Genomic DNA, 23,810 nt, shown 5'->3' with positions numbered 1-23,810 from the left:
CTATTTTCTATGCCTTGGGTCATGCACGGTTCAATAACCCCTTGGCTTGTGAGGTCGATCCTAGGGGGTTACATTAAATAACTCAAATTCATATTTTTCATGCTTTGGATAACCAACTGGAATACCACAATGGATCTGGCCAACCTCAACGCGTTTATCGCGATTGCCGAGACCGGGAGTTTCTCCGGCGCTGGCGAACGGCTACACCTGACCCAACCGGCGATCAGCAAGCGCATTGCCGGACTGGAGCAGCAATTGAAGGTGCGCCTGTTCGATCGCCTGGGCCGTGAAGTCAGCCTGACCGAGGCCGGGCGCGCTTTGCTGCCGAGGGCCTATCAGATCCTGAATGTGCTGGACGACACCCGCCGCGCCCTGACCAACCTGACCGGCGAAGTGACCGGTCGTCTGACCCTGGCCACCAGTCACCACATCGGCCTGCACCGTTTACCACCCTTATTAAGGGAATTCACCCGACGCTACCCACAGGTGGCGCTGGATATTCAGTTCCTCGATTCGGAGGTGGCCTACGAAGAAATACTCCATGGCCGCGCCGAACTGGCGGTCATCACCCTGGCACCGGAGCCCCACGCACTGGTCAAGGCCACGCCGGTGTGGGACGACCCGCTGGACTTCGTGGTCGCCCCGGAGCACTCGCTGATCAGCGACGGCCCGGTCAGCCTGGCGGACATTGCCCTGCACCCGGCGGTATTTCCTGGTGGCAACACCTTTACCCACCACATCGTCCGGCGCCTGTTCGAAGCTCAAGGCCTGACGCCGAACATCGCCATGAGCACGAATTATCTGGAAACCATAAAGATGATGGTCTCGATTGGCCTGGCCTGGAGCGTGTTGCCGCGCACCATGCTGGATGATCAGGTTGCGCGAATACCTTTACCGGGCATACAACTGACTCGCCAGCTAGGCTATATCCTGCACACAGAAAGGACGCTATCGAATGCGGCGCGAGCCTTCATGGCCTTGCTGGATGCACAAATCGATCTGCCAGGGACTCTCGGCTAAGCTGTGCTACTTCTGTAGAGCCTCGAGTTACTGTCACTAACACCCCACTCAGCCAAGGCTTGCCAATGCCGAAATCTGTTGACCGTGTTCCGCCGATGCCGCGTATACAGGCGCTTGACCCGAAACGGTCCGAGCAGAGCTGGGAAAGCGCCCCACAATTGTTGGCCGCCCTCAACGGTGCACGTCTGGGCGCCTGGTATTGGGACATCGAGCGCGGGCAGATCAGTTGGTCGCGCGGTACCCAGGCGCTGTTCGGCTTCGATCCCCGGCAACCGCTGCCGGCGGATCTGGAATACCTCGACTTGCTGCCGCCAGAGGATCGGGCGAAAACCATTCGCGCTTTCCACGCGGTGATCGCCGGCGCTCCGCTGGAACAGGCGATGCACCACCGCATTCGCTGGCCCGACGGCAGCCTGCACTGGCTGGAGATCAACGGCAGCCTGTTGCCGGACAAACACGGTCGGCCACGGATGATTGGCGTGATCCGCGAAATCACCCACCAGCGCCAGCGCGAACAAGCGTTGAGCAGCTCGGAAAAGCGCTTTGCCACGCTGTTCCACCTGTGCCCGAACATGGTCCTGCTGACCCGTCAGGAAGACGGCCTGATTACCGAAGCCAACCAGTATTTTGAAAGCCTGTTCGGCTGGCCCGTGCAAAACGCCATTGGTCGTACCACTTTGGAACTGGGCCTTTGGGTGCACCCGGAGCAACGGGCACAACTGGTCAAGGCCACCAAGGCCAAGGGCGAACTGGTCAGCATGGAGGTGCAGTTTCGTGCCAGCAATGGCCAAGTCCATGACGGCATTCTCAGCGCACAAAAGGTGGAGCTCGAAGGCCAGCCGTATCTGCTGAGTACGTTTCTGGACACCACCGAACGAAAAGCCGCCGAGCTTGCCCTGAAAGACAGCCAGGAGCGGCTCGACCTTGCTCTGGATTCGGCGCAACTGGGTACCTGGGACTGGCACATTCCCAGCGGCATGCTGTACGGCTCGGCACGCGCCGCCCAGTTACACGGGATGGAGGCCAAACCTTTCCATGAATCCTTTGACGAGTTTTTCGAAGGCGTGCCCGACGAAGAGCGCGGCACCATGCGCGACGCCTATCGCAGCCTGCGAGAAGGCCCGGCCGGCAATTATCAACTGACCTACCGCGTGCAATTGCCGGATGGCAGCTCGCGCTTCCTGGAAAGCCGCGCCCGACTCTATCGCGACGACAACGGCGCCCCGTTGCGCATGGCCGGCACGCTGCTCGACATCACCGATCAGGTGGAGCGCGAGCAGCTGCTGGTGGCGTCCGAAGAGAAGTTCGCCACCCTGTTCCAGGTCAGCCCGGACCCGATTTGCGTGACCCGTCAGGACACCGGCCAATTCATCGAGATCAACTCCAGTTTCACCCAGGCCTTCGGCTGGAGCGCCGCCGACGTGATTGGCCGCGGCGCCGACGAAATCGGTCTATGGGACGCTTCGGCGAAAAGCCTGCGACGGATCGAGCAGGTCATCCGAGAACAAGGCCTGAACAACGTGGCGATCCTGGTTCAGCACAAAGACGGGCAATCCCTGACCTGCGTGATCTCCAGCCGCCAGATCAGCGTCGGCGACCAGCCGTGCATCGTCACCACCCTGCGCGACATTACCCAGCAACAACGCTCGGAAGCGGCGCTCAAGGCCAGTGAAGAGAAGTTCGCCAAGGCGTTCCACTCAAGCCCCGACGCGATCACCATCACCGAGCGCGACACCGGACGCTATCTGGAGGTCAACGACGGCTTCTGCCGCCTGACCGGCTACCGCGCCGACGAAGTGATTGGTCGCACGGTGTATCAGGTCGGCATCTGGGCCGATGAAAAACAACGCTCGGCGCTGCTCGCCGAACTACAGATCAAGGGCCGGGTGCACCACCAGGAAACGCTCGGGCGCAATAAACGCGGCGAGCTGCTGACTGTCGAGGTCTCGGTGGAGCCGATCACCCTCAACGAAACCGCTTGCCTGCTGCTGACTGCGCGGGACGTCAGCCTGCTGAAAAACGCTGAAGCGCAAATCCGTCACCTGGCCTACCACGACCCGCTGACCAACCTGCCCAACCGCGCGCTGCTGATGGATCGCCTGAGCCAGCAGATCGCCCTGCTCAAGCGCCACAACCTGCGCGGTGCCCTGATGTTTCTCGACCTTGATCACTTCAAGCACATCAATGATTCGCTCGGTCATCCGGTGGGCGATACCGTGCTGAAAATCATCACCGCGCGCCTCGAAGCCAGCGTGCGCATGGAGGACACCGTCGCCCGTTTGGGCGGTGACGAATTCGTGGTGCTGCTCAGCGGGCTCGAAGGCTCGCGCAACGAGGTCAGCGAGCAGGTTCAGCAGTTGGCGGACACCTTGCGTGAACTGCTGTCGGAGCCGATGTTCCTCGACGGACAACGCCTGCAAGTGACCCCGAGCATCGGCATCGCGCTGATTCCCGACCATGGTTCGACCCCGACCGACCTGCTCAAACGCGCCGACATCGCCCTCTACCGAGCCAAGGACTCAGGCCGCAATACCACGCAGATGTACCACAACACCATGCAGAAGGCTGCGAGCGAACGCCTGCGCATGGAAACCGACCTGCGCCTGGCCCTTTCCCGGGGTGAGTTCCGCGTGCACTACCAACCTCAGGTGGACGCCCGGAACGACCGCATCGTCGGCGCCGAGGCGCTGGTACGCTGGAACCACCCGGAACTTGGCGCGCAATCGCCCACCGAGTTCATCAAGGTGCTGGAGGACAGCGGACTGATTCTGGAAGTGGGCACCTGGATCATCGACGAAGCCTGCAGCGCCTTCAAACAACTGATCGCCAATGGCCTGGTCGACCCGCTGGACTTCAGCCTGTGCGTGAATATCAGCCCGCGGCAATTCCGGCAAAACGACTTCGTCGAACGCATCGAACACAGCCTCAGCAGTCATGGCCTGCCCTGCTCGCTGCTGAAACTGGAAATCACCGAAGGCATCGTGATCCAGAACCTGGAAGACACCATCAGCAAAATGCGACGCCTGAAAAAACTCGGCGTGAGTTTTGCGATGGACGATTTCGGCACCGGTTATTCCTCGCTGACTTACCTCAAGCGTCTGCCGGTCGACACCCTGAAAATCGACCAGTCGTTCATCCGCGACGCCACGACCGACCCCAACGACGCCGAGATTATCCGCGCCATCGTCGCCATGGCCCTCAGCCTCGAATTGAAAGTGATTGCCGAAGGGGTAGAGACACCGGAGCAGCTGGAATTTTTACAGGGGCTGGGCTGCCATTTTTATCAGGGGTTTTTGCACAGCCCGCCGCTGCCGGTGGAGGAGTTTCAAAAGCTGCTCAAATGACGCGGACCTTGTAGCCGCTGCCGAGCAGCGCGAGGCTGCGTTCGGTTTGGGCCGCATTCGGACGAAGCAGTCGTGAGTTCTGCCTGCATGTGCTGTTTTTTTTTAATTTGGATTCAGGCCGCTTCAGACACCTGAAGACCCAGTAAACGCGAGACCTGATCCAGTTCGGTCTCGCGACGCAGGACGGTGAACAGCTCGACCGCTTCGGGATAATTGCGGGTCAGCATCGCCAGCCACTGCTTCAAGCGACCCGGCGACTGGCGTGGCGTCATCTGCGCCTTGGCTTGCAGCCAGAAGTCCTGAATCAGCGGCAGCAGCTCGGCCCAGGTCATCTCGATGACGTCCTCACCGGCCCGCGCTGCCGCGATTTGCCGCGCCAGGTCCGGGCGCGAGACCAGACCGCGACCAAGCATGATGTCCTCGACACCGCTGATTTCGCGGCAACGACGCCAGTCTTCGACGCTCCAGATATCACCATTGGCGAACACCGGCACCTTGACCACGTCCTGCACCCGAGGAATCCATTCCCAGTGGGCCGGCGGTTTGTAGCCATCGGTCTTGGTCCGAGCATGAACGACGATGTGTGCCGCGCCACCTTCGGCCAGGGCCGTGGCACACACCAGCGCACCGTCCGGACTGTCGAAACCGAGGCGCATCTTCGCGGTCACTGGAATGTGCGCCGGAACGGCACGACGGACATGCTCGACGATCTGGTTCAGCAGCTCAGGCTCTTTGAGCAGCACCGCGCCGCCACGGGACTTATTGACGGTCTTGGCCGGACAGCCGAAGTTCAGGTCGATAACCTCGGACCCCAGCTCGCAGGCCAGCGCGGCGTTTTCTGCCAGGCATACCGGATCGGAACCGAGCAGCTGCACCCGCAGCGGCACGCCGGACGCGGTCCGGGCATCGGTCAGCAGTTCAGGGCCGAACTTGTGGTAATAGGCAGGCGTGAGCAGTTGATCGTTGATCCGAATGAACTCGGTCACGCACCAATCGATACCGCCCACACGGGTCAGTACGTCCCGCAGGATGTTGTCGACCAACCCCTCCATGGGCGCCAAAGCAATTTGCATGAAAAACACACTCAACGAAAAACGTGCGGCAGTTTACTCGAAAGCATCGATTAGATCGCGACTTGCAACGCGGGGCCGTAGCCCTCGATGAATTCCGTTGGCATACGCTTGGGCTTGCCGGTCGACAGTTCGATGCAGACGAAGGTGGTTTGCGCCCGCAGCAACGTAGTGTTGTCGCTGGGGCGCTTCAACTGAAAGTGCCGGGTCATTTTCAGGCGCTGGTCCCAATCGACAATCCAGGTCGCCAATTGCAATTCATCGCCTTCATAGGCGGCCGCCAGGTAATCGATTTCGTGCCGCACTACCGCCATCGCCCGGTCCAGCCGACGATACTCGACCAGATCCAGGCCCAGCCGCTGGGAGTGGCGCCAGGCACAGCGTTCGAGCCAGGTCACGTACACCGCGTTGTTCGCGTGACCCAGCCCATCGATGTCCTCTGCGCCGACTTCCAGATCAATGATAAATGGCGTTGCCCGATCCCAGCCCATGCCCCACTCCTGGTCAGAAATTTTTGACCGGGGCAGTGTAACGGATGCTCAGGCCGATTGGCGCGATTGCAGACTGCGACCGGCCAGCAGCGAAAGAACGCCTTCGATCACCCGAGGGTCCGCCAGCACCCGTTGATGACCACCCGCTTCCAGGCGCAACAGACGGCTGTCAAACCAGGCTTCGTTGATCAGCTGCGATTCCTTGACCGGAACGTAGCAGTCGTCTTCGGCATGGACGATCAGGCCGGGCATGTCGAGTTGATAGTGCGCGACATCCAGCGCCGCAGCGCGCATCCCGACGTCTTTCTCGACCTGGCGAATGAACGCCGAACGGGCTTTCGGTGGCAACCGCACGTAACGGGCGAAACCGCGCAACACGCCGAGAATCCGAGCCGGGGCGGCGATGGTGACCAGGGTTTCGGTGCGCAAGCCCAGTTGAACGGCGAGCATGGCACTGGCACCACCCATGGAGTGACCGATAACCGCTTGCAGCGGCGGCAACTCGGCAGCGGCTTCAAGCATGGCTCGAGCAAACAGCACGACGTTCGCTTCGCTGCCCGGCGAGCGACCGTGAGCCGGGCCATCCAGAGCAACCACGGTGTAACCGGCATCGACCAGTGCGGTGATGAGGCTGGCAAACTGCGTTGGCCGACCCTCCCAACCGTGCATCAGCAACACGGCCGGACCCTGCCCCCAACGCAGTGCCGAGAGGCCAAAGCGCAAGGTGATCCGCTCGGATTTCGCCAACAGCGGCAATTCCCAATCACGCGGCGGCAGCTCCCGCGGTGTCATGAATGCCAGTCGCATTATGCTCGCGACCAGTTTCGGTGCGAACCAGCCCAAGGTGCCATTAACGCCACGAACCCACTTCAACGTGCTCATCGCTCTCACTCCTCAGGCCAAGGCCTTCAGGTCATAGCACCGCCGATTTGGCGGCGCGCAGCAATCGATCGGACAACTCTCCTGGCCCCAGCGCGCGCGCCAGAGCCAAACCACCGACCATCAAGGCCATGTCGGCCAAGGCTTTGTCGGTCTCTTCCGGGCTGGCCGCCAACTGCGCGACCATCAACTCCACATGCTCATTCAGTGCCACACGAAACGCGTCCGGCAGCCGGCCAAGTTCACCGACCGAAGCCGGAATCGGGCACGCTGACTCAGAGGAATCACGGTGTTTGCGTGACAGATAGAACGCAGCAACCAACGCGCGACGCTCTTCGCCGGTTAACTGGGCATCCATGTCGGCAATCAAGCCACGGCGGTGGCCGAGCAACTGCTTGAATGCTTCCAGCATCATCGCGTCCTTGCTTTCGAAGTGCGCATAGAAGCCGCCGACGGTGAGGCCGGCTGCACCCATCACTTCGCCCACGCTCGGTTCGGCCGGGCCACGCTGAATCAGCGCTGCACTGGCAGCCTTGAGGATGCGTTCGCGGGTTTGAGCTTTTTTATCGTTCATCGTTGCCTCCGAATATTACGACTAGAATATTATTCTCATAATAATTTTTCGCAAGTCGTGGATGTGACCGCTGGTCTGAAGAACAGTTTGAAAGAATTAGGGGATTTGGCAAACGCCAGACAAACAAAAGGGCCATTCAATAATTGAATGACCCTTATAAAATCCCGCAGAGCGGGTAATCGTGGCGTCCCCTAGGGGACTCGAACCCCTGTTACCGCCGTGAAAGGGCGGTGTCCTAGGCCACTAGACGAAGGGGACGCAAAACCTTCTATACAACTGATCAGCGCTGAGAGCTGATCGATTCAAGGCCGGTGTGGCCAGACCTTGAACTGTAAAATTGGTGGAGCTAAACGGGATCGAACCGTTGACCTCCTGCATGCCATGCAGGCGCTCTCCCAGCTGAGCTATAGCCCCGATTTATCGCCTGGCGGCGGAGCGGCATCTTGCGATACTGCTTCTGTAAAACTGGCGTCCCCTAGGGGACTCGAACCCCTGTTACCGCCGTGAAAGGGCGGTGTCCTAGGCCACTAGACGAAGGGGACGTAAACCCTTCTATACAACTGATCAACCCTGAGAGTCGATCGCTTCAAGACCGGTGTGGCCAGACCTTGAAGTGTAAATTGGTGGAGCTAGACGGGATCGAACCGTCGACCTCTTGCATGCCATGCAAGCGCTCTCCCAGCTGAGCTATAGCCCCTCATCGCTGAGGACGGGGCGAATCTTAATGGCGCTTCGGAAGGCTGTCAAACTTATTTTTAACAATTTCAAAAATTTTTTGCCGCCATAACAATCACTTACCATCCTCCCCCGTAAATCCGGGGTGTATCTGTCCCTGTAGCAGCTGCCGCAGGCTGCGTTCGAGTGCGCAGCGCTCGCCAGCCGGGCGCCCCGCCCTTTCAAACAGTGATGGCAGCCATCGGGGGCCGCTTCGCAGCCCGACGCAGCCTTCGGCAGCTGCTACAGGGGAACAACGTGAATCAGGCGATGTTGCCCAAGAGTTTTTCCCATTCCTTGTTTTCCTTCTTCGACACGCCACCGAGCAAGTCGATCGCCTGGCGCAGACGGAAACGGGTCAAGTCCGGACCGAGGATTTCCATCGCATCCAGCACCGACACCGAACTGGCCTGGCCAGTGATCGCGGCAAACATCAGCGGCATGGCGTCACGCAACTTCAGTTCCAGGGATTCGACCACTGCTTGAATCGTTGCGGTGATGCTGTCCTTTTCCCACTGACGCAGGCTTTCCAGCTTCCACAAAATCAACTGCATCAACTGACGCACCTGATCGCCCGACAGCTTCTTGGATTCGAACAACTTGGCGTCCGGGTTCACGCCACCGGCGAAGAAGAAACCGGCCAGCGGGGCGACCTGGCTGAAGGTTTCAACCCGACCCTGCACGTGCGGCGCGATCTTCATCATGTATTCCGGATTCAGCGCCCAGGTCTGCAAGCGGCTGGCGAATTCTTCCACCGGTAGGTCACGCAACCACTGGCCGTTGAGCCACGACAGTTTCTCGATGTCGAAAATCGGCCCGCCGAGGGAAACACGGCTCAGGTCGAAGTGGTCGACCATTTCCTGCAGCGAGAACTTCTCGCGCTCGTCCGGCATCGACCAGCCCATGCGACCCAGGTAGTTGAGCATCGCTTCCGGCATGAAGCCCATGCGCTCGTAGAACGTCACCGAGGTCGGGTTCTTGCGCTTGGACAGCTTGCTCTTGTCCGGGTTACGCAGCAGCGGCATGTAGCACAACTCCGGTTGTTCCCAGCCGAAGTACTCGTACAGCAGAATCAGTTTCGGCGCCGAGGGTAGCCACTCTTCGCCGCGCAGAACGTGGGTGATACCCATCAGGTGATCATCGACCACGTTAGCCAGGAAGTACGTCGGCAGGCCGTCGGTCTTCATTAACACTTGCATGTCCATGCGATCCCATGGGATCTCGACGTCGCCACGCAGCATGTCCGGCACCACGCAGACGCCTTCGCTTGGCACCTTCATGCGGATGACATGCGGCTCGCCAGCGGCCAGGCGACGCGCGACTTCATCCGCAGACAGCAACAGCGCACGGCCGTCGTAACGCGGGGTTTCGCCGCGCGCCATTTGCTCGGCGCGCATCTGGTCCAGCTCTTCGGCCGTACAGAAGCAAGGAAAGGCATGGCCCATTTCAACCAGCTGCTGGCAGTACTTCTGATAGATCTCGCCGCGCTCGCTCTGACGGTAAGGACCGTGCGGGCCGCCGACGTCCGGGCCTTCGCTCCAGTCAATACCCAACCAGCGCAGGGCGTCGAAAATCTGTTGTTCGGACTCGCGGGTCGAACGCAATTGGTCGGTGTCTTCGATGCGCAGGATGAACTCACCGCCATGCTGCTTGGCAAAGCAGTAGTTGAACAAAGCGATGTAAGCGGTACCTACGTGGGGATCCCCGGTGGGCGATGGCGCGATGCGAGTGCGGACGGTGGTCATGGCAAGTCTCGAAATGAAGATATAACAAAGGGCGAATGGTAACAGGCGTTGCCCGCCCGGCTCCAGTGAACAGGGCATTTAAGCCAAGGTTGCGTCTACAACGCACGTATGCCGCGGTGAATGGCCGAATATCAGCCGATGCCAGTGACGCGCAAGTCGCCTCCAGTCAGGCCAGCCTCGGTCGTTCGCAGATCGACTTGTCTCGCGCGCAGACCCTGCGCAAACCCGGTTACGTGTCGGAAGAACGAGTAACCACCCTCTCCGCCGACAACCACATCGCCCGCTCGCAAGTGACCAAGGCCCAGGCGGACACACAAAGTCAGCGCCAACAAATCAACGCCCTGGCCGCCGAGATCAACCGCCTCGACGCCATGATCGCCAACGCCAAAACCGACCTGGCCCAGGCCGAACTGAACCTGACCCGCAGTGAAATCCACGCCCCCATCAGCGGCCTGATCGGCCAGCGCGCTGCCCGTGAAGGCCAGTACGTGCAGGCGGGTGCTTATCTGATGTCGATCGTCCCGGACCAGGACATCTGGATTCAGGCCAACTTCAAGGAAACCCAGATCGGCCACATGCAGCCCGGCCAAAAAGCCGAACTGATCTTCGATGCCTGCAGCGATACACCCATCGATGCGCGGGTGGACAGCCTGTTCGCCGCTTCGGGCGCACAGTTCAGCCTGTTGCCGCCGGACAATGCCACCGGCAACTTCACCAAAGTCGTACAACGGATTCCGGTAAAACTGACCTTCGCCGCGAACAATCCGCTGCAAGGCAAGATTCGTCCGGGCATGTCAGTCACCGCTAAAGTGAACATCAAAGACGCCCCTGACGATGGCCGGTGATCAACTGATCCGCCCGGCCGGCGAACCGACCCGGCGGGACTGGATTGCGGTGATGAGCGTGATGCTCTGCGCCTTCATGGCGGTGCTCGACATCCAGATCACCAACTCGTCACTCAAGGACATTCAGGGCGCGCTGGCGGCGACCCTGGAAGAAGGTTCGTGGATTTCCACCTCGTACCTGGTGGCGGAAATCATCATGATCCCGCTGACGGCGTGGCTGGTGCAGTTGCTCTCGGCGCGTCGGCTCGCGGTGTGGGTGTCGCTTGGATTTCTCGCCGCTTCCCTGCTCTGCTCCATGGCCTGGAGCCTGGAAAGCATGATCGTCTTCCGCGCCTTGCAGGGCTTTACCGGCGGTGCGCTGATTCCGCTGGCGTTCACCCTCACGCTGATCAAACTCCCCGAACACCACCGCGCCAAAGGCATGGCCATGTTCGCCATGACCGCAACCTTCGCACCCTCCATCGGCCCGACTCTGGGCGGCTGGCTGACCGAGAATTGGGGCTGGGAATACATCTTCTACATCAACATTCCGCCGGGGCTGATCATGATCGCCGGCCTGATGTACGGCCTGAAAAAAAAACAAGCCCATTGGGAACTGCTGAAAAGCACCGACTACATGGGCATTCTCACGCTGGGCGTCGGCCTCGGTTGTTTGCAGGTGTTTCTGGAAGAAGGCCATCGCAAGGACTGGCTGGAATCGAGCCTGATCGCGACCCTGGGCAGCATCGCGCTGATCAGCCTGATCACCTTTGTGATCGTGCAGACGTCCAAGCCCAATCCGCTGATCAACCTCGGCATCCTGCGCAATCGCAACTTCGGTTTATCGAGTATTTCCAGTGTCGGGATGGGGGTCGGTTTGTAAGGCTCGATCTACCTGTTGCCGCTGTACCTGGCACAGATCCAGAACTACAACGCCTTGCAGATCGGCGAAGTGATCATGTGGATGGGCGTGCCGCAGCTGTTTCTGATTCCGCTGGTGCCGAAGCTGATGAAATACGTCTCGCCGAAATGGGCGTGTACGCTGGGTTTCGGGCTATTTGGATTGGCGAGTTTTTCATCGGGCGTGTTGAACCCGGACTTCGCCGGGCCGCAGTTCAATCAGATCCAGATCATCCGGGCGCTGGGCCAACCGCTGATCATGGTGACCATCTCATTGATCGCTACCGCCTACATCCTGCCGCAGGACGCGGGGTCGGCATCGAGCCTGTTCAACATCCTGCGCAACCTCGGCGGCGCGATTGGCATCGCCCTCCTCGCTACGTTGCTGGATGCGCGGACCAAGACTTACTTTGATTACTTGCGTGAAGCGATTGTGCCGACCAACCCGCAGGTAGCCGAGCGCATGGCATCGCTGACGGATCGGTTTGGCAGTGAGACGGCAGCGCTGGGCAAGCTCAGTGAAATTGCGCATCAGCAAGCGTCGATCATGGCTTACAACGATGCCTTTCACTTTGTCGGGATTGCGTTGGGGATCAGCATGCTGGCGGTGTTGCTGACCAAGGCGTTGCCGGCGGGGTTGAAGGCCGACGAAACACATTGAAATCGCGGCGCGGCCTTCGCGGGCAAGCCACGCCCCCACAGGTTTTGTGTCGTTCGCATAATTGATAAACGACACAAAACCTGTGGGAGCGTGCGGGCGGCGATCCGACTTGCCCGCGAAGAGGCCCGCTCGGGTGCTGCAAAACTCAAACGGTGATCAACCGCTCCCGCAACTTGCCAATCTCATCACGCATCTGCGCCGCGGCTTCGAATTCCAGGTCGCGAGCAAGCTGATACATCTTCTCTTCCAGCGCACGAATGCGCTTGGCGATTTCGCCCGGCGAACGCAATTCCGCTTCGTACTTGGCGTTCTCCTCGGCGGCCTTGGCCATGCCTTTGCGCTTCTTGCTGCGCGAACCCGGCACGGTGGCGCCTTCCATGATGTCGGCAACGTCCTTGAACACGCCTTTGGGCGTGATGCCATTGGCCAGGTTGAAGGCGATCTGCTTGTCGCGACGACGCTCGGTTTCGCCGATCGCCCGCTCCATCGAGCCGGTAATGCGATCCGCGTAGAGAATCGCCCGACCATTGAGGTTGCGCGCCGCCCGGCCGATGGTCTGGATCAGCGAGCGCTCGGAACGCAGGAAGCCTTCCTTGTCCGCATCGAGAATCGCCACCAGGGACACTTCCGGCATGTCCAGACCTTCACGCAGCAAGTTGATCCCCACCAATACATCGAAGGTGCCCAGACGCAGATCGCGGATGATTTCGACCCGCTCAACCGTGTCGATGTCCGAGTGCAAATAACGCACCCGTACGCCATGGTCAGCCAGGTAATCGGTCAAGTCTTCGGACATACGCTTGGTCAACGTCGTGACCAGCACCCGCTCTTCCAGCGCCACGCGCTTGCCGATTTCCGAGAGCAAATCGTCGACCTGGGTCAGCGCCGGACGGATTTCGATTTGCGGGTCCACCAGGCCGGTCGGGCGCACCAGTTGCTCGACCACGCGACCGGCATGTTCGGCCTCGTAGTTACCCGGCGTCGCCGAGACAAAAATCGTCTGCGGGCTAATGTTTTCGAACTCGTCGAAACGCATCGGCCGGTTATCCAGCGCTGACGGCAGGCGGAAACCGTATTCCACCAGCGTCTCCTTACGGGAGCGGTCGCCTTTATACATGGCGCCGACCTGCGGCACGCTGACGTGGGATTCGTCGATCACCAGCAAGGCGTCGGCCGGCAGGTAGTCAAACAAGGTCGGTGGCGCCTGGCCAGATTCACGGCCGGACAGGTAGCGCGAGTAGTTTTCTATACCGTTGCAGTAACCCAGCTCGAGAATCATCTCCAGGTCAAACCGGGTGCGCTGCTCCAGACGCTGCGCTTCCACCAGTTTGTTGTTGGAACGCAGGTAGTCCAGGCGCTCCTGAAGCTCGACCTTGATGCCTTCGATGGCGCCGAGCAGGGTTTCCCGTGGCGTCACGTAGTGGCTTTTCGGATAGAAAGTGAAACGCGGCAACTGACGGATCACTTCGCCGGTCAACGGATCGAAGGCGGAAATCTTCTCGACTTCGTCATCGAACAGCTCGATGCGGATCGCTTCAAAATCGGATTCCGCCGGGTGGATATCGATCACATCGCCGCGGACCCGGAAGGTCGCACGGGCGAAATCCATGTCGTTGCGGGTGTATTGCAGGTCTGCCAGGCGACGCAGCAACGCACGCTGATCGAGCTTGTCGCCGCGATCCACGTGCAGAACCATCTTCAAATAAGTTTCCGGGCTGCCCAGGCCGTAGATGCACGACACCGTGGTGACGATGATCGCGTCTTTGCGCTCCAGCAACGCCTTGGTCGCGGACAGTCGCATCTGTTCGATGTGATCGTTGATCGAGGCGTCTTTCTCGATGAACGTATCCGACGACGGCACGTAGGCTTCGGGCTGGTAGTAGTCGTAGTAGGAAACGAAGTACTCGACGGCGTTGTTCGGGAAGAACGCTTTGAACTCGCCGTACAACTGTGCAGCCAGCGTTTTGTTCGGCGCCAGCACCAGGGTTGGACGCTGCACCTGGGCGATCACATTGGCGATGCTGAAAGTCTTGCCCGAGCCGGTCACACCAAGCAACGTCTGGTGCGCCAGCCCGGCTTCGATGCCCTCGACCATCAGACGGATGGCTTCCGGCTGATCGCCGGCGGGCTCGAAGCGGGAGACTAGCTGGAATTCAGACATGAAATAACCTCTCGGTTTTCGAAGCAGGAGTCGCGCCTTGTACGGTCAAACCGGACAGCAACGAGAAAGACCGCAAACGACCGATGTCGCCCGAGGAAAAAACTGGATTGTGCTTAATGTGGTGCCGACTGCCCGCGCTTTCAAGGCAAACGTCCTACATCGGGTAAAACGTTTGACGCGGCCAATCGACTAACGGTCGAAAAATAATCGGAAAAACTTACCGTAAAAGCAGAATCGTCTGTCGCCATCAATCGCTGATGGCCTCTATACTAGCTCCCCGTTTGTGCACCGCTCTAGTGCATTCGGCTGGAGCGCGACACGTCCCTCCACTCTCCATTCAGAGCCGCCGCAAAATGAGCCTGTTCTCCGCTGTCGAAATGGCACCACGTGATCCAATCCTGGGCCTCAACGAAGCATTCAACGCCGATACCCGTACCAACAAGGTCAACCTGGGGGTCGGTGTTTACTGCAACGAGGAGGGGCGAATTCCACTCCTGCGCGCCGTTGTCGAAGCCGAGACGATTCGCGTCGCTCAACACGCTTCCCGTGGCTACTTGCCAATCGACGGCATCGCCGCCTACGACCAGGCTGTGCAAAAATTGCTGTTTGGCAACGACTCGCCGCTGATCGCTGCAGGCCGGGTCATCACCACCCAGGCCGTTGGCGGTACTGGCGCGCTGAAAATCGGTGCCGACTTCCTCAAGCAACTGCTGCCGAACGCTGTCGTGGCGATCAGCGACCCGAGCTGGGAAAACCACCGTGCGCTGTTCGAAACTGCCGGCTTCCCGGTTCAGAACTATCGCTACTACGACGCCGCAACCCACGACGTGAACCGTGCTGGTTTGCTGGAAGACCTGAACGCCCTGCCGTCCGGTTCGATCGTTGTGCTGCACGCGTGCTGCCACAACCCGACCGGCGTGGACCTGAGCCCGGCAGACTGGAAAAACGTTCTGGACGTGTTGAAAGCCAAAGGTCACGTGCCGTTCCTCGACATGGCCTATCAGGGCTTTGGCGATGGGATCGACGAAGACGCCGCTGCGGTGCGTCTGTTCGCTGAATCAGGCCTGACGTTCTTCGTTTCCAGCTCGTTCTCCAAATCCTTTTCGTTGTACGGCGAGCGCGTGGGCGCCCTGTCGATCGTCAGCGAATCGAAAGAAGAAAGCGCGCGCGTGCTGTCGCAAGTCAAACGCGTGATCCGCACCAACTACTCCAACCCGCCGACCCACGGTGCAAGCATCGTCGCCGCCGTGTTGAACAGCCCGGAACTGCGCGCTCAATGGGAAGAAGAACTGGCTGAAATGCGCCTGCGGATTCGCGGCATGCGCATTCAGATGGTCGACCTGCTTGCCCAGAAAGCGACCCAGCGTGACTTCAGCTTCGTCGGCCGTCAGCGCGGCATGTTCTCCTACTCCGGCCTGACGGTTGAGCAAGTGACCCGCCTGCGTAGCGAGTTCGGCATCTACGCCCTGGACACCGGCCGCATCTGCGTTGCCGCGCTGAACCAGAGCAACATCGATGTCGTGACCAAGGCCATCGTTGCGGTGATCTGAGTCGTCGAGTGGTAAAAAAACGGGAAGCCCTTGGGCTTCCCGTTTTTTATTTGTCTCAGATAATTCTCAATGCATCGACCGAGGGCTCTAGACTGCACCCACAGGTTTTATGTACACCCCGAAATTCTTACGAGAGCCAACATGAAAAACGATGACCTACGCGCCGACCGCGATGAGCTGGACCATTTCGCGCCTCGCACTCCGGCCAAACGTAGCAATAACCTGGTGATGCAAGTCGCTGCCGGCGTGTTTCTCGGCGGCCTGGCCTTGTGGCTGGTGCAACTGATCACGACGATGCTGTACGCCAAACTGATGCTCGCCACCGTCACCTTCGGCGGTTAGGTCAGTTCGGTTGCGCGTTGGCTGGCAGCGTCGTCATAGGCGACGTAGAGCGATTCGGCGACCTGGCTTTTGATGGCCTTGGTGCTTTCCAGGCCAAGGACAAAACCTTCGGCCTTGCCACCGGCACGGTTCAATTCGTCAGCGGTACTGGCCTGAGTGATTGCGTCGAACAGTTTTTCGGCGTGAGGACCGACGCCTTTGGGCAGGCTGATCTGAGCGATGCTCATGCGAACACCCCGTTCTGGCGAGGCGTGGTGGTTGGTTGATTCATGGCGCGTACCTTTTCGGCGAATGGCCGGCAGCGCGTGTAACCACTTCCGGGCGGCCATGGTAGACCTCTGAGGCGATTCTGGTAACCGCCCACGGTCGATAAACCACCGCCCGTCCCCATGAATCCGTCAAGAGGCCAACAGGTACTTGACTTCTCTTTTTGAATCAGTAACATACACGCCATTCCGCGATAGCTCAGTTGGTAGAGCAAGTGACTGTTAATCACTGGGTCCCTGGTTCGAGTCCAGGTCGTGGAGCCATACAGCAATATCGAAAAGCCCCTGAATCGAAAGATTCAGGGGCTTTTTTGTGGGCGACAGATCTACAGCCCTATTAGCGAGTGCAGCCGTCAGACATGCTCACCACTTTTCGAATGCACCGCCCGCGGCTCTGCATGTCCATGGTCCGCTTCCACCACCGGGATCTCATTCCCGTCGCAGTCACGCAGTTTGCCTTCGCTGAAGTAATCCCCTTCGCGCAACGCCGCCAGATCCTGATAGCGCAGGACACGCTCAGTACCGGCCGCGAACACCGATTGCTGATCCGAATTACCGGCGGTGAGGTGGTTGAAGGTCAGGTTGAGTACGATGGCCATGATTGCCGAGGAGCTGATGCCTGAATGGAAGATCGTTGCGAACCAGCTTGGGAAGTGGTCGTAGAAATTCGGCGCAGCGATGGGGATCATGCCGAAGCCGATGGAGGTGGCGACGATGATCAGGTTGACGTTGTTGCGGTAGTCGACCTTGGACAGCGTACGAATCCCGCTGGCTGCCACGGTGCCGAACAGCACGATACCGGCGCCGCCGAGAACAGAAGTCGGTACCGCGGCGATGACCCGGCCCATAAACGGTAGCAAGCCGAGGACCACCAGAAACACACCACCGGTAGCCACCACGAAGCGGCTCTTGATGCCGGTCACCGCCACCAGCCCGACGTTCTGAGCGAAGGCGCTTTGGGTAAAGGAGCCGAAGATCGGCGCGATCATGCTCGACAGCATGTCGGCGCGCAGGCCGTTGCCCAAGCGTTTGGAGTCGACCTTGGTGTCGATGATTTCACCCACCGCGAGGATGTCCGCCGAAGTTTCCACCAGGGTTACCATCACCACGATGCACATCGACAGGATCGCAGCGAAGTGGAAGGTCGGCATGCCGAAATGGAAGGGTGTCGGGAAGCCGAACATCGGGCCCTGGGTGACGGACGAGAAGTCTGCCATGCCGAGGAACACTGCGATCACCGTACCGATGACCATGGCCAACAAGATCGACAAACGAGAGATGGTCGCGCTGCCGATCTTGCTCAACAACAGCACCAACACCAGCGTCACGGCCGCCAGACCGATGTTCGCCATGCTGCCGAAATCCGGGGCGTGGCTGTTGCCGCCCATGGCCCAGCGTGCGGCTACCGGCATCAGCGTCAGGCCGATGGTGGTGATCACAATGCCCGTGACCAGCGGCGGGAAAAACTTGGTGATTCGTGAGAATACCGGCGTGATCAACAAACCAATCAGGGAGGCGGCAATCACCGCCCCGAGAATCGATTGAAACCCGCCCTCCCCGCCACTGCTGACAATCGCCACCATCGTCGCGACACCAGAGAAAGACACGCCCTGTACCAGCGGCAATTGGCAGCCAAAAAACGGTAATCCCAGCGTTTGCAGTAATGTCGCCAAGCCACCCGCAAACAATGAAGCAGCAATCAGCAAACCAATGTCCGCCGGCGAGAGCCCGGCCGCCTGGCCGATGATCAAAGGCACCGCGACAATGCCGCCGTACATGGTCAGAACGTGTTGCAGGCCGTAAGCCATATTCGCGCCGACACCGAGATTTTCGTCCTCAGGCCGTAGGTGTGAAACAGGGGGCGTTTTCATGGTGTAGGGGGTTCCCTGGTTTTTGTTGTGCGCACACTGTATGCAAGAGTCAGGACAAATGTCTATAGAGTTGTATACAACTAATCAGTCAGATTATGGACACCTGTCCACACGGTCCTTTACCTGCGCAGCCTCCCCCTCCAAGAACTTTTGAAATACATCCTTTCTTTGCCTCGTTCTTCGCCCGCTAGTCTTGGGAGTTCAAAGCGACCGTTGGCACGGACGCCTCTCGCTTATACATATAAAGTATGCATAATGAAGCCATTCGACATTCAGTATCACAAGGCAAAGAACGCAGCTAACAAATTAAAGCACCAAGGAATCAGCCTCGCGGAAACCGAGGCCGTGTTTTATGACGAGAGAGCCCTCTCGTTGCAAGACAACCATCACGATGAGCAGCGATGGATCATCATGGGGCAGGATGCCAAAGGTCGTTTGTTGGTCGTCGCGTACACCTATCGCGATCCGAATTTCGTTCGAATCATTTCTGCGCGCATCGCCACCAAAAGCGAGCGCCGGCGCTATACGGAGGTTTGATCAATGAAAGACGAATACGACTTCAGCAATGCCAAGCGCGGAGCAGTTGCTTCTGGCAAAGGCAAAACCCGAATTACCATTATGCTGGATGATGTCGTCATAGAGGCTGCTCGCTCTATGGCCGAGAGCGAGGGATTTGGCTATCAGACGGTAATCAACAACACCTTGCGCCAGACCTTGCTCACCGATAAAGGCAAAACGGCTGAGTCGGATCAGTGCACCGCAGTGGCGAACGCGGGACATTTCAAAGAAGGGATTACAGCCTGCGAACTGCGCAGCCTGGAGAAAAAACTCTCAGAGGTACTCAGCGAAATCCATCGAGTGATGGAGTCTTGATCCTGCCTCATGAACCCTGTCGAGTGATTCACGCCCGAGTGCCGCTGCTTGGTACTAAAGCTGAGCTAGCTTGATTCAATCAGCCCCTCAAACACCCGCTTCAACCCGGCATGCACCGGCACCCGAATTCCGAACTCACGCTCCAGCAATCCGATCAACTCATCCACATCCGTCACTTGCCGCCGTTCAGTCTCACTGCCGATACGATGAATTGCAAAATTGCCGTTATTCAGCGTGCGTCGCCACCCTTCCCCGGTGCGCGCCACCATCAGCTGCCTGGCGAAAGACGATTCGGGATGGGTCGAGACGTACCAGTTGCCGACGGCGTAATCGATGTCTTCCTGGCGCTGTAAATCGAAAATGTACATCGCTCGCCATTCGCCGCCGACGTTGGCACGCAGGGTGTAACCATCCACGTGTTGTTCGATGCGATAAGGTTCGTGAGGTGTGAGCTGTTCAGCCGGGTTATCGAGCATCAGCGGTGCAGTGGGCACCATGCCGCCGAAGCCGACGTCGGTGATGTAGCGCACGCCGTCCAGGGTTACCAGGCTCAAGCGGTGCGTACGGGCGGTCCTCGCGCCTTCGGGCTGGCCCATGACCACTCGGCCGGAGATGCCGCGAGCATCGAAGCCCAGTTCCTGGAGCAAGACCAGAAACAGGTTGTTGAGTTCGTAGCAGTAACCGCCGCGACCGTCGTGCAGGACCTTTTGCTCGATGGACGGCAGGTCGATGAGCACCGGCTGGCCCGACAACGTGGTGAGGTTTTCGAACGGGAAGGCGCCGGTGTGACGCAGTTGAAGTTGGCGCAGGGTTTCCAGAGTCGGCGCCGGGGGCGCGTCGAAGCCCAGACGCTGCAGGTACAACGCAAGATTGCTCAGGTGTGGCTCGCTCATTGCTCAGTCCTTATGCAGGGGCCGCGGATTTCTCCGTCGATGGGCGCCATGTATAAGGGATAAAGCGGCTCGACTGACAATTGATTTAGCCAATCGCCGCACACATAAAGATCAACGCCGCTTGCGCGAACTCAACCGAATCCACGTCGGCGCGTGATCGCTGGCATGCGGCTCGTTGCGAACCCAGGCATCGACTCCGGCCTCATGCAGATAAGGGCTCAGCGCCGGGTTAAGCAGCAGATGATCGATGCGCAGGCCCGAGTTTTTCTGCCAGTGCTGGCGAAAATAATCCCAGAAGGTATAGAGCCGATCCTCCGGATACAGTTGACGCAAGGAATCGGTCCAGCCCTGGGCCAACAGGCGCTGATAACACTCGCGGCTTTCAGGTTGCAGCAACGCATCCTTCAGCCAGGATCGCGGGTTGTAGATGTCCATGTCGGTGGGCACCACGTTGTAGTCACCGGCCAGCACCACGGGATGCTCACTGGTCTGCAGCGTCTGCGCGTGATGGATCAGCCGTTCGAACCACGCCAGCTTGTAATCAAACTTCGGCCCCGGCTGCGGGTTGCCATTGGGCAGGTACAAGCAGCCCACCAGAATCCCGTGCACGGCGGCCTCCAGATACCGGCTATGGGTGTCGCTGTCATCGCCCGGCAGACCTCGACGACTCTCCAGCGGCTGTGCATCCCGCGCCAGAATCGCCACCCCGTTCCACGAAGACTGACCTTGCCAGATCGCGCCGTAGCCAGCGGCCTCAAGCTCGGCGGCGGGGAATGCACTGTCGACCGACTTGAGCTCCTGCAAACAGGCAATGTCCGGCTGCTCTCGCTCAAGCCAGGCCAACAAGTTCGGCAGCCGGGCGCGCATGCCGTTGACGTTGAACGTCGCGATTCTCAGGCTCTTCATGTTCCAACGCTCGCAATGGCGGGTCGATATCCAGTTGTGACCGGGGTGCGCCCCGGCAGTTGCCATCGCGAGCGCGACAGGTGACTAAAGGCACGCCCCTACACTGGAAACTCGTCCTGCGACGCCTTGAGCAGTGGCAGCAACGCTTGCTTTTCCATGGGTCGACTCAAATAGAATCCCTGTACCTCATGGCACTGATCCGAGATCAGGAAGTCCATCTGCTCCGGGGTTTCGACCCCCTCTGCCGTCACGGTCAGGCCCATGGCCTTGCCCAGGTTGATGATTGCCTGCACCACGGCGCGGTCATTGCCGCCGCCGCTCATGGACGAGATGAAACGTTTGTCGATCTTGATCCCGTCGAACGGGTACGAGCGCAGGTAACCCAAGGACGAATAGCCGGTGCCGAAGTCGTCCATGTTCAACCGCACACCCAGCTCCTTGAGCGCATTCATGGTCGCCAGCGCGCCCTCCACGTCGATGAGCATCACGTTTTCGGTGATCTCCAGCTCCAGGCGACTGGCCGGTAAACGGGTCTGGATCAACGCCTCCCTGACGTCCTCCACCACATCGCTGCGGGCAAATTGAACAGGCGACAAATTGACCGACACCATCAACGCACCGGGCCAGGTCAAGGCCGTTTCACAGGCTTCACGCAACACCCAACGCCCCAAAGGCACGATCAAGTCAGTCTGCTCGGCCAATGGGATAAACGCGTCGGGGCTCAGCAGCCCCTGTTCCGGATGCTGCCAGCGCAGTAACGCTTCCACCGAGACGACCTGCTTGCCGCCCATGTTGTAGCGCGGCTGGTAATGCATCACAAACTCGTTGTTCTTGATCGCCCGGCGCAGGTCGTTTTCCAGTCGCCGGCGGTGCTGGATCTGATCGTTCATGTGCGGCGCAAAATAGCTCCAGGTCCTCTTGCCATCGGATTTAGCCTGATACAGCGCAATGTCGGCACACCGGATCAACTCATTGGGGATGTGACCCTGACGCCGACTCAAGGCGACACCGATGCTCGCCCCGATGTGCAGCGTGTGATGCTCGTAATGAATCGGCTGGTGCAGGCTCTCGAGCAAGCGCTCGCAGAACCGGTCGATTTCCGCGTGGCTGTCCATGCCGTTGAGCACCAGCACAAACTCATCACCGCCGAGCCGAGCGACCAGATCAATGTCCCGCGTGCACTCGCGCAATCGGGTGGCAACTTCCAGCAGCACTGCGTCACCGGCCGGGTGGCCGAGGGAATCGTTGATCGGCTTGAAGTTATCCAGATCGATCATCAACAGCGCCAGCGCCGCCGAATGCTCTTTCTGCGCCAGGGCCTCATCGAGGAATCGCGCCAGTTTGTTGCGATTCGGCAGACCCGTCAGGGCATCGTGCAACGACAGATGCTGAATCTGGGCATGGGCGGCGACTTCATCGGTGATGTCGCTGGCCGTTCCGCGATAGCCCCGCACCGCGCCCTTGCGATGGATCGGTCGAGCCGAAACCCGGCAAATACGCTGTTGCCCCGATTGATCGCGATAGGAGCAGCGCAAATGGCTGACGGGCTGTTCTTCATTGAGCTTATGCAGCCACAGCGACAAGGGAATCGTATCGCAATTGAGCAGTTGCCCGATGTCCTGCCCTATCCATTGCTGATCGGAATAACCGGTAACGGTGGCGAAACGTCCTGACAGATAAGAGATGCAAAGCTTGTCGTCGATGTCCCAGATCCAGTCGGAAGCGGCCTCAGCCACTGCACGAAAACGTTCTTCACTGGCCTCCAGCGCCTGGTTCGATAAATCGAGGCTGGTGTAGCTGGCATCCACGTGCCCAGACGTGCGTAAGACATACCGGAAGAAATAAACCGTTAACAACGCCAGCACCGACAGCGCCCCGCCCAATGGCGGCAGCAACGACCAGAGCAACTGATGACCCGGTTGTTCAAGTCGGGAAACCAGGCTGTAGCCGGTGCCCGCCAGTGCCACGGCTGGCCTGCCGGGCGCGAGGGCGTCATCAGGCGCCAGGTTTAAATCATGCAAACCGTAATCGGTGCTCAGGGCGCTGAGCTTGTCAGGGCTTAATGGGTCGACAAATACCAGCACCGAGGTGCTTTGGGGATCGGCCGCCGGCCTTTCGTCATTGGGGACGATTGCGGCAGCCGTCAGCAATGCCGGTTTGCCCTCGAACAGTGTGAACTGGCTGACGGGATCAATGAGGCTTTCCTGACTCTGGACTGCCTGTATCAGCGTCGCCATCGATGCCGAAAGATAGGTGGTCGCCGCCTCTTGCACCTGAAGCCCGCGCACCACGGCGTATTTGGTTTGCTGATGATCGACCACGAAGACGCCATCGTAGTGATCGATACTGAATAAGGTTTTGCCCAGGTTCTGCTCGACGTAGGCCCATTGCACATCGACCTTGCCGTTCAAATGGTCGTAGGCGGTCGTCCAGTTTGCATAACTGGCGACGTAGTTTTTCGAAGCGGTGATGCGGTTTTCCAGCGCACGCTGGGTGTAGAACGTGGTCTTGGCCAGGTCTTGGGCGTCCAGCCGCCCGGCAATGTTGAACAGGGCCAACAGGGCGATCAACACACCCAGAACAGACAGCAGGCCGACGACAATCACCAGGTTGCGGGTTATCGGCGTATGACGGGGAGCGGCGACGGTGGTAACGGCAGTTATATCCATGCACTTGATCCTGTCAATCGATTGCCTGATCGGGATGCGACGCTCGAGATGCCTTTT

The 23,810-nt window shown here is 59.4% G+C and carries 17 protein-coding genes, 5 tRNA genes and 2 pseudogenes; 9 read left to right on the top strand and 15 right to left on the bottom strand.

Features of this window, described 5'->3' with window-relative positions; all coding sequences use genetic code 11:
* The first annotated feature begins 129 nt into the window (after positions 1 to 129).
* Both ACYZT3_RS11155 and ACYZT3_RS11150 read left to right on the top strand, forming a co-directional pair.
* Entirely contained in the window at positions 130 to 1,020 is an 891-nt protein-coding gene (locus ACYZT3_RS11155; protein ID WP_462032091.1) for a LysR family transcriptional regulator, read from the top strand.
* Positions 1,021 to 1,085: 65 nt separating this feature from the next.
* Positions 1,086 to 4,364, top strand: a complete 3,279-nt coding sequence (locus tag ACYZT3_RS11150) for a PAS domain S-box protein (RefSeq protein WP_462032090.1) — start codon at positions 1,086 to 1,088, stop codon at positions 4,362 to 4,364.
* A gap of 113 nt (positions 4,365 to 4,477) precedes the next feature.
* On the opposite strand, the gene ACYZT3_RS11145 is transcribed toward ACYZT3_RS11150, so the two are convergent.
* From ACYZT3_RS11145 to gltX, 9 genes are all read right to left on the bottom strand, one after another.
* Entirely contained in the window at positions 4,478 to 5,437 is a 960-nt protein-coding gene (locus ACYZT3_RS11145) for a tRNA dihydrouridine synthase (RefSeq protein WP_462032089.1), read from the bottom strand.
* A 50-nt stretch (positions 5,438 to 5,487) separates the two neighbouring features.
* On the bottom strand, positions 5,488 to 5,925 hold the full coding sequence (locus ACYZT3_RS11140) for an acyl-CoA thioesterase (RefSeq protein ID WP_282377652.1): 438 nt from the start codon (positions 5,923 to 5,925) through the stop codon (positions 5,488 to 5,490).
* A gap of 48 nt (positions 5,926 to 5,973) precedes the next feature.
* Positions 5,974 to 6,807, bottom strand: a complete 834-nt coding sequence (locus ACYZT3_RS11135; protein WP_282377651.1) for an alpha/beta fold hydrolase — start codon at positions 6,805 to 6,807, stop codon at positions 5,974 to 5,976.
* A 31-nt stretch (positions 6,808 to 6,838) separates the two neighbouring features.
* A complete protein-coding gene (locus ACYZT3_RS11130; protein ID WP_282377650.1) occupies positions 6,839 to 7,378 on the bottom strand; it encodes a TetR/AcrR family transcriptional regulator in 540 nt (179 codons plus the stop codon).
* A 182-nt stretch (positions 7,379 to 7,560) separates the two neighbouring features.
* Positions 7,561 to 7,636: transfer RNA gene (locus tag ACYZT3_RS11125), tRNA-Glu, on the bottom strand.
* Between the two features lie 80 nt (positions 7,637 to 7,716).
* Positions 7,717 to 7,792 (bottom strand) — tRNA-Ala (locus ACYZT3_RS11120).
* A 52-nt stretch (positions 7,793 to 7,844) separates the two neighbouring features.
* Positions 7,845 to 7,920, bottom strand: a tRNA-Glu gene (locus tag ACYZT3_RS11115).
* Between the two features lie 79 nt (positions 7,921 to 7,999).
* Positions 8,000 to 8,075: transfer RNA gene (locus ACYZT3_RS11110), tRNA-Ala, on the bottom strand.
* Positions 8,076 to 8,355: 280 nt separating this feature from the next.
* The gene (gltX, locus tag ACYZT3_RS11105) at positions 8,356 to 9,837 is read right to left on the bottom strand and encodes a glutamate--tRNA ligase (protein ID WP_282377649.1); all 1,482 of its coding nucleotides are present in this window, start codon (positions 9,835 to 9,837) and stop codon (positions 8,356 to 8,358) included.
* 140 nt (positions 9,838 to 9,977) lie between these two features.
* Between gltX and ACYZT3_RS11100 the strand changes: the two are divergent.
* Positions 9,978 to 10,682 (top strand): annotated as a pseudogene (locus tag ACYZT3_RS11100) (HlyD family secretion protein); the annotation flags it as partial.
* Positions 10,672 to 12,222 (top strand): annotated as a pseudogene (locus tag ACYZT3_RS11095) (MDR family MFS transporter). The pseudogenes ACYZT3_RS11100 and ACYZT3_RS11095, both read left to right, overlap by 11 nt.
* A gap of 145 nt (positions 12,223 to 12,367) precedes the next feature.
* Here the strand turns inward: ACYZT3_RS11095 and uvrB are convergent.
* On the bottom strand, positions 12,368 to 14,383 hold the full coding sequence (uvrB, locus tag ACYZT3_RS11090) for an excinuclease ABC subunit UvrB (protein ID WP_282377648.1): 2,016 nt from the start codon (positions 14,381 to 14,383) through the stop codon (positions 12,368 to 12,370).
* A 353-nt stretch (positions 14,384 to 14,736) separates the two neighbouring features.
* On the opposite strand from uvrB, the gene ACYZT3_RS11085 reads away from it, so the two are divergent.
* Together ACYZT3_RS11085 and ACYZT3_RS11080 are read left to right on the top strand one after the other, a co-directional pair.
* Positions 14,737 to 15,933: an amino acid aminotransferase gene (locus ACYZT3_RS11085; RefSeq protein WP_282377647.1), complete on the top strand. Its 1,197-nt coding sequence runs from the start codon at positions 14,737 to 14,739 to the stop codon at positions 15,931 to 15,933.
* 141 nt (positions 15,934 to 16,074) lie between these two features.
* Positions 16,075 to 16,275, top strand: a complete 201-nt coding sequence (locus ACYZT3_RS11080; protein WP_282377646.1) for a hypothetical protein — start codon at positions 16,075 to 16,077, stop codon at positions 16,273 to 16,275.
* Here ACYZT3_RS11080 and ACYZT3_RS11075 read toward each other — a convergent pair.
* The gene (locus ACYZT3_RS11075) at positions 16,272 to 16,502 is read right to left on the bottom strand and encodes a hypothetical protein (protein WP_282377645.1); all 231 of its coding nucleotides are present in this window, start codon (positions 16,500 to 16,502) and stop codon (positions 16,272 to 16,274) included. The two genes, ACYZT3_RS11080 and ACYZT3_RS11075, sit on opposite strands and share 4 nt — an antisense overlap.
* 227 nt (positions 16,503 to 16,729) lie before the next feature.
* Between ACYZT3_RS11075 and ACYZT3_RS11070 the strand changes: the two genes are divergently transcribed.
* A tRNA-Asn gene (locus ACYZT3_RS11070) sits at positions 16,730 to 16,805 on the top strand.
* Between the two features lie 89 nt (positions 16,806 to 16,894).
* Here ACYZT3_RS11070 and ACYZT3_RS11065 read toward each other — a convergent pair.
* Entirely contained in the window at positions 16,895 to 18,412 is a 1,518-nt protein-coding gene (locus tag ACYZT3_RS11065; RefSeq protein WP_282377644.1) for a nucleobase:cation symporter-2 family protein, read from the bottom strand.
* Positions 18,413 to 18,667: 255 nt separating this feature from the next.
* On the opposite strand from ACYZT3_RS11065, the gene ACYZT3_RS11060 reads away from it, so the two are divergent.
* On the top strand, positions 18,668 to 18,949 hold the full coding sequence (locus ACYZT3_RS11060; protein ID WP_282377643.1) for a BrnT family toxin: 282 nt from the start codon (positions 18,668 to 18,670) through the stop codon (positions 18,947 to 18,949).
* 3 nt (positions 18,950 to 18,952) lie between these two features.
* Positions 18,953 to 19,285 (top strand): BrnA antitoxin family protein, encoded by a 333-nt coding sequence (locus ACYZT3_RS11055; protein WP_282377641.1) that lies wholly within the window; start codon positions 18,953 to 18,955, stop codon positions 19,283 to 19,285.
* 65 nt (positions 19,286 to 19,350) lie between these two features.
* Here the strand turns inward: ACYZT3_RS11055 and ACYZT3_RS11050 are convergent, their stop codons facing one another.
* From ACYZT3_RS11050 to ACYZT3_RS11040, 3 genes are all read right to left on the bottom strand, one after another.
* The gene (locus ACYZT3_RS11050) at positions 19,351 to 20,178 is read right to left on the bottom strand and encodes an arylamine N-acetyltransferase family protein (RefSeq protein ID WP_462032088.1); all 828 of its coding nucleotides are present in this window, start codon (positions 20,176 to 20,178) and stop codon (positions 19,351 to 19,353) included.
* Between the two features lie 111 nt (positions 20,179 to 20,289).
* Positions 20,290 to 21,084 (bottom strand): exodeoxyribonuclease III, encoded by a 795-nt coding sequence (locus tag ACYZT3_RS11045; RefSeq protein WP_462032087.1) that lies wholly within the window; start codon positions 21,082 to 21,084, stop codon positions 20,290 to 20,292.
* Between the two features lie 98 nt (positions 21,085 to 21,182).
* Positions 21,183 to 23,753 carry a bifunctional diguanylate cyclase/phosphodiesterase gene (locus tag ACYZT3_RS11040; RefSeq protein WP_462032086.1) on the bottom strand — a complete coding sequence of 857 codons (2,571 nt, stop codon included), beginning with the start codon at positions 23,751 to 23,753 and terminating at the stop codon, positions 21,183 to 21,185.
* Positions 23,754 to 23,810: the final 57 nt, after the last annotated feature.

Source organism: Pseudomonas sp. MDT1-16 (assembly GCF_054898115.1).
Note: the sequence above shows the minus strand (reverse complement) of the source record. Positions and strands in the feature narration are given on the sequence as shown.

Bases quoted from the DNA above. Each gene is read 5' to 3' on its own strand.
- ACYZT3_RS11135 (WP_282377651.1), bottom strand. From the start codon at position 6,807: ATGAGCACGTTGAAGTGGGTTCGTGGCGTTAATGGCACCTTGGGCTGG.
- ACYZT3_RS11045 (WP_462032087.1), bottom strand. From the start codon at position 21,084: ATGAAGAGCCTGAGAATCGCGACGTTCAACGTCAACGGCATGCGCGCC.
- ACYZT3_RS11065 (WP_282377644.1), bottom strand. From the start codon at position 18,412: ATGAAAACGCCCCCTGTTTCACACCTACGGCCTGAGGACGAAAATCTC.
- ACYZT3_RS11155 (WP_462032091.1), top strand. From the start codon at position 130: ATGGATCTGGCCAACCTCAACGCGTTTATCGCGATTGCCGAGACCGGG.
- ACYZT3_RS11055 (WP_282377641.1), top strand. From the start codon at position 18,953: ATGAAAGACGAATACGACTTCAGCAATGCCAAGCGCGGAGCAGTTGCT.
- ACYZT3_RS11085 (WP_282377647.1), top strand. From the start codon at position 14,737: ATGAGCCTGTTCTCCGCTGTCGAAATGGCACCACGTGATCCAATCCTG.
- ACYZT3_RS11075 (WP_282377645.1), bottom strand. From the start codon at position 16,502: ATGAGCATCGCTCAGATCAGCCTGCCCAAAGGCGTCGGTCCTCACGCC.
- gltX (WP_282377649.1), bottom strand. From the start codon at position 9,837: ATGACCACCGTCCGCACTCGCATCGCGCCATCGCCCACCGGGGATCCC.
- ACYZT3_RS11060 (WP_282377643.1), top strand. From the start codon at position 18,668: ATGAAGCCATTCGACATTCAGTATCACAAGGCAAAGAACGCAGCTAAC.
- ACYZT3_RS11130 (WP_282377650.1), bottom strand. From the start codon at position 7,378: ATGAACGATAAAAAAGCTCAAACCCGCGAACGCATCCTCAAGGCTGCC.
- ACYZT3_RS11145 (WP_462032089.1), bottom strand. From the start codon at position 5,437: ATGCAAATTGCTTTGGCGCCCATGGAGGGGTTGGTCGACAACATCCTG.
- uvrB (WP_282377648.1), bottom strand. From the start codon at position 14,383: ATGTCTGAATTCCAGCTAGTCTCCCGCTTCGAGCCCGCCGGCGATCAG.
- ACYZT3_RS11050 (WP_462032088.1), bottom strand. From the start codon at position 20,178: ATGAGCGAGCCACACCTGAGCAATCTTGCGTTGTACCTGCAGCGTCTG.
- ACYZT3_RS11140 (WP_282377652.1), bottom strand. From the start codon at position 5,925: ATGGGCTGGGATCGGGCAACGCCATTTATCATTGATCTGGAAGTCGGC.
- ACYZT3_RS11080 (WP_282377646.1), top strand. From the start codon at position 16,075: ATGAAAAACGATGACCTACGCGCCGACCGCGATGAGCTGGACCATTTC.
- ACYZT3_RS11040 (WP_462032086.1), bottom strand. From the start codon at position 23,753: ATGGATATAACTGCCGTTACCACCGTCGCCGCTCCCCGTCATACGCCG.
- ACYZT3_RS11150 (WP_462032090.1), top strand. From the start codon at position 1,086: ATGCCGAAATCTGTTGACCGTGTTCCGCCGATGCCGCGTATACAGGCG.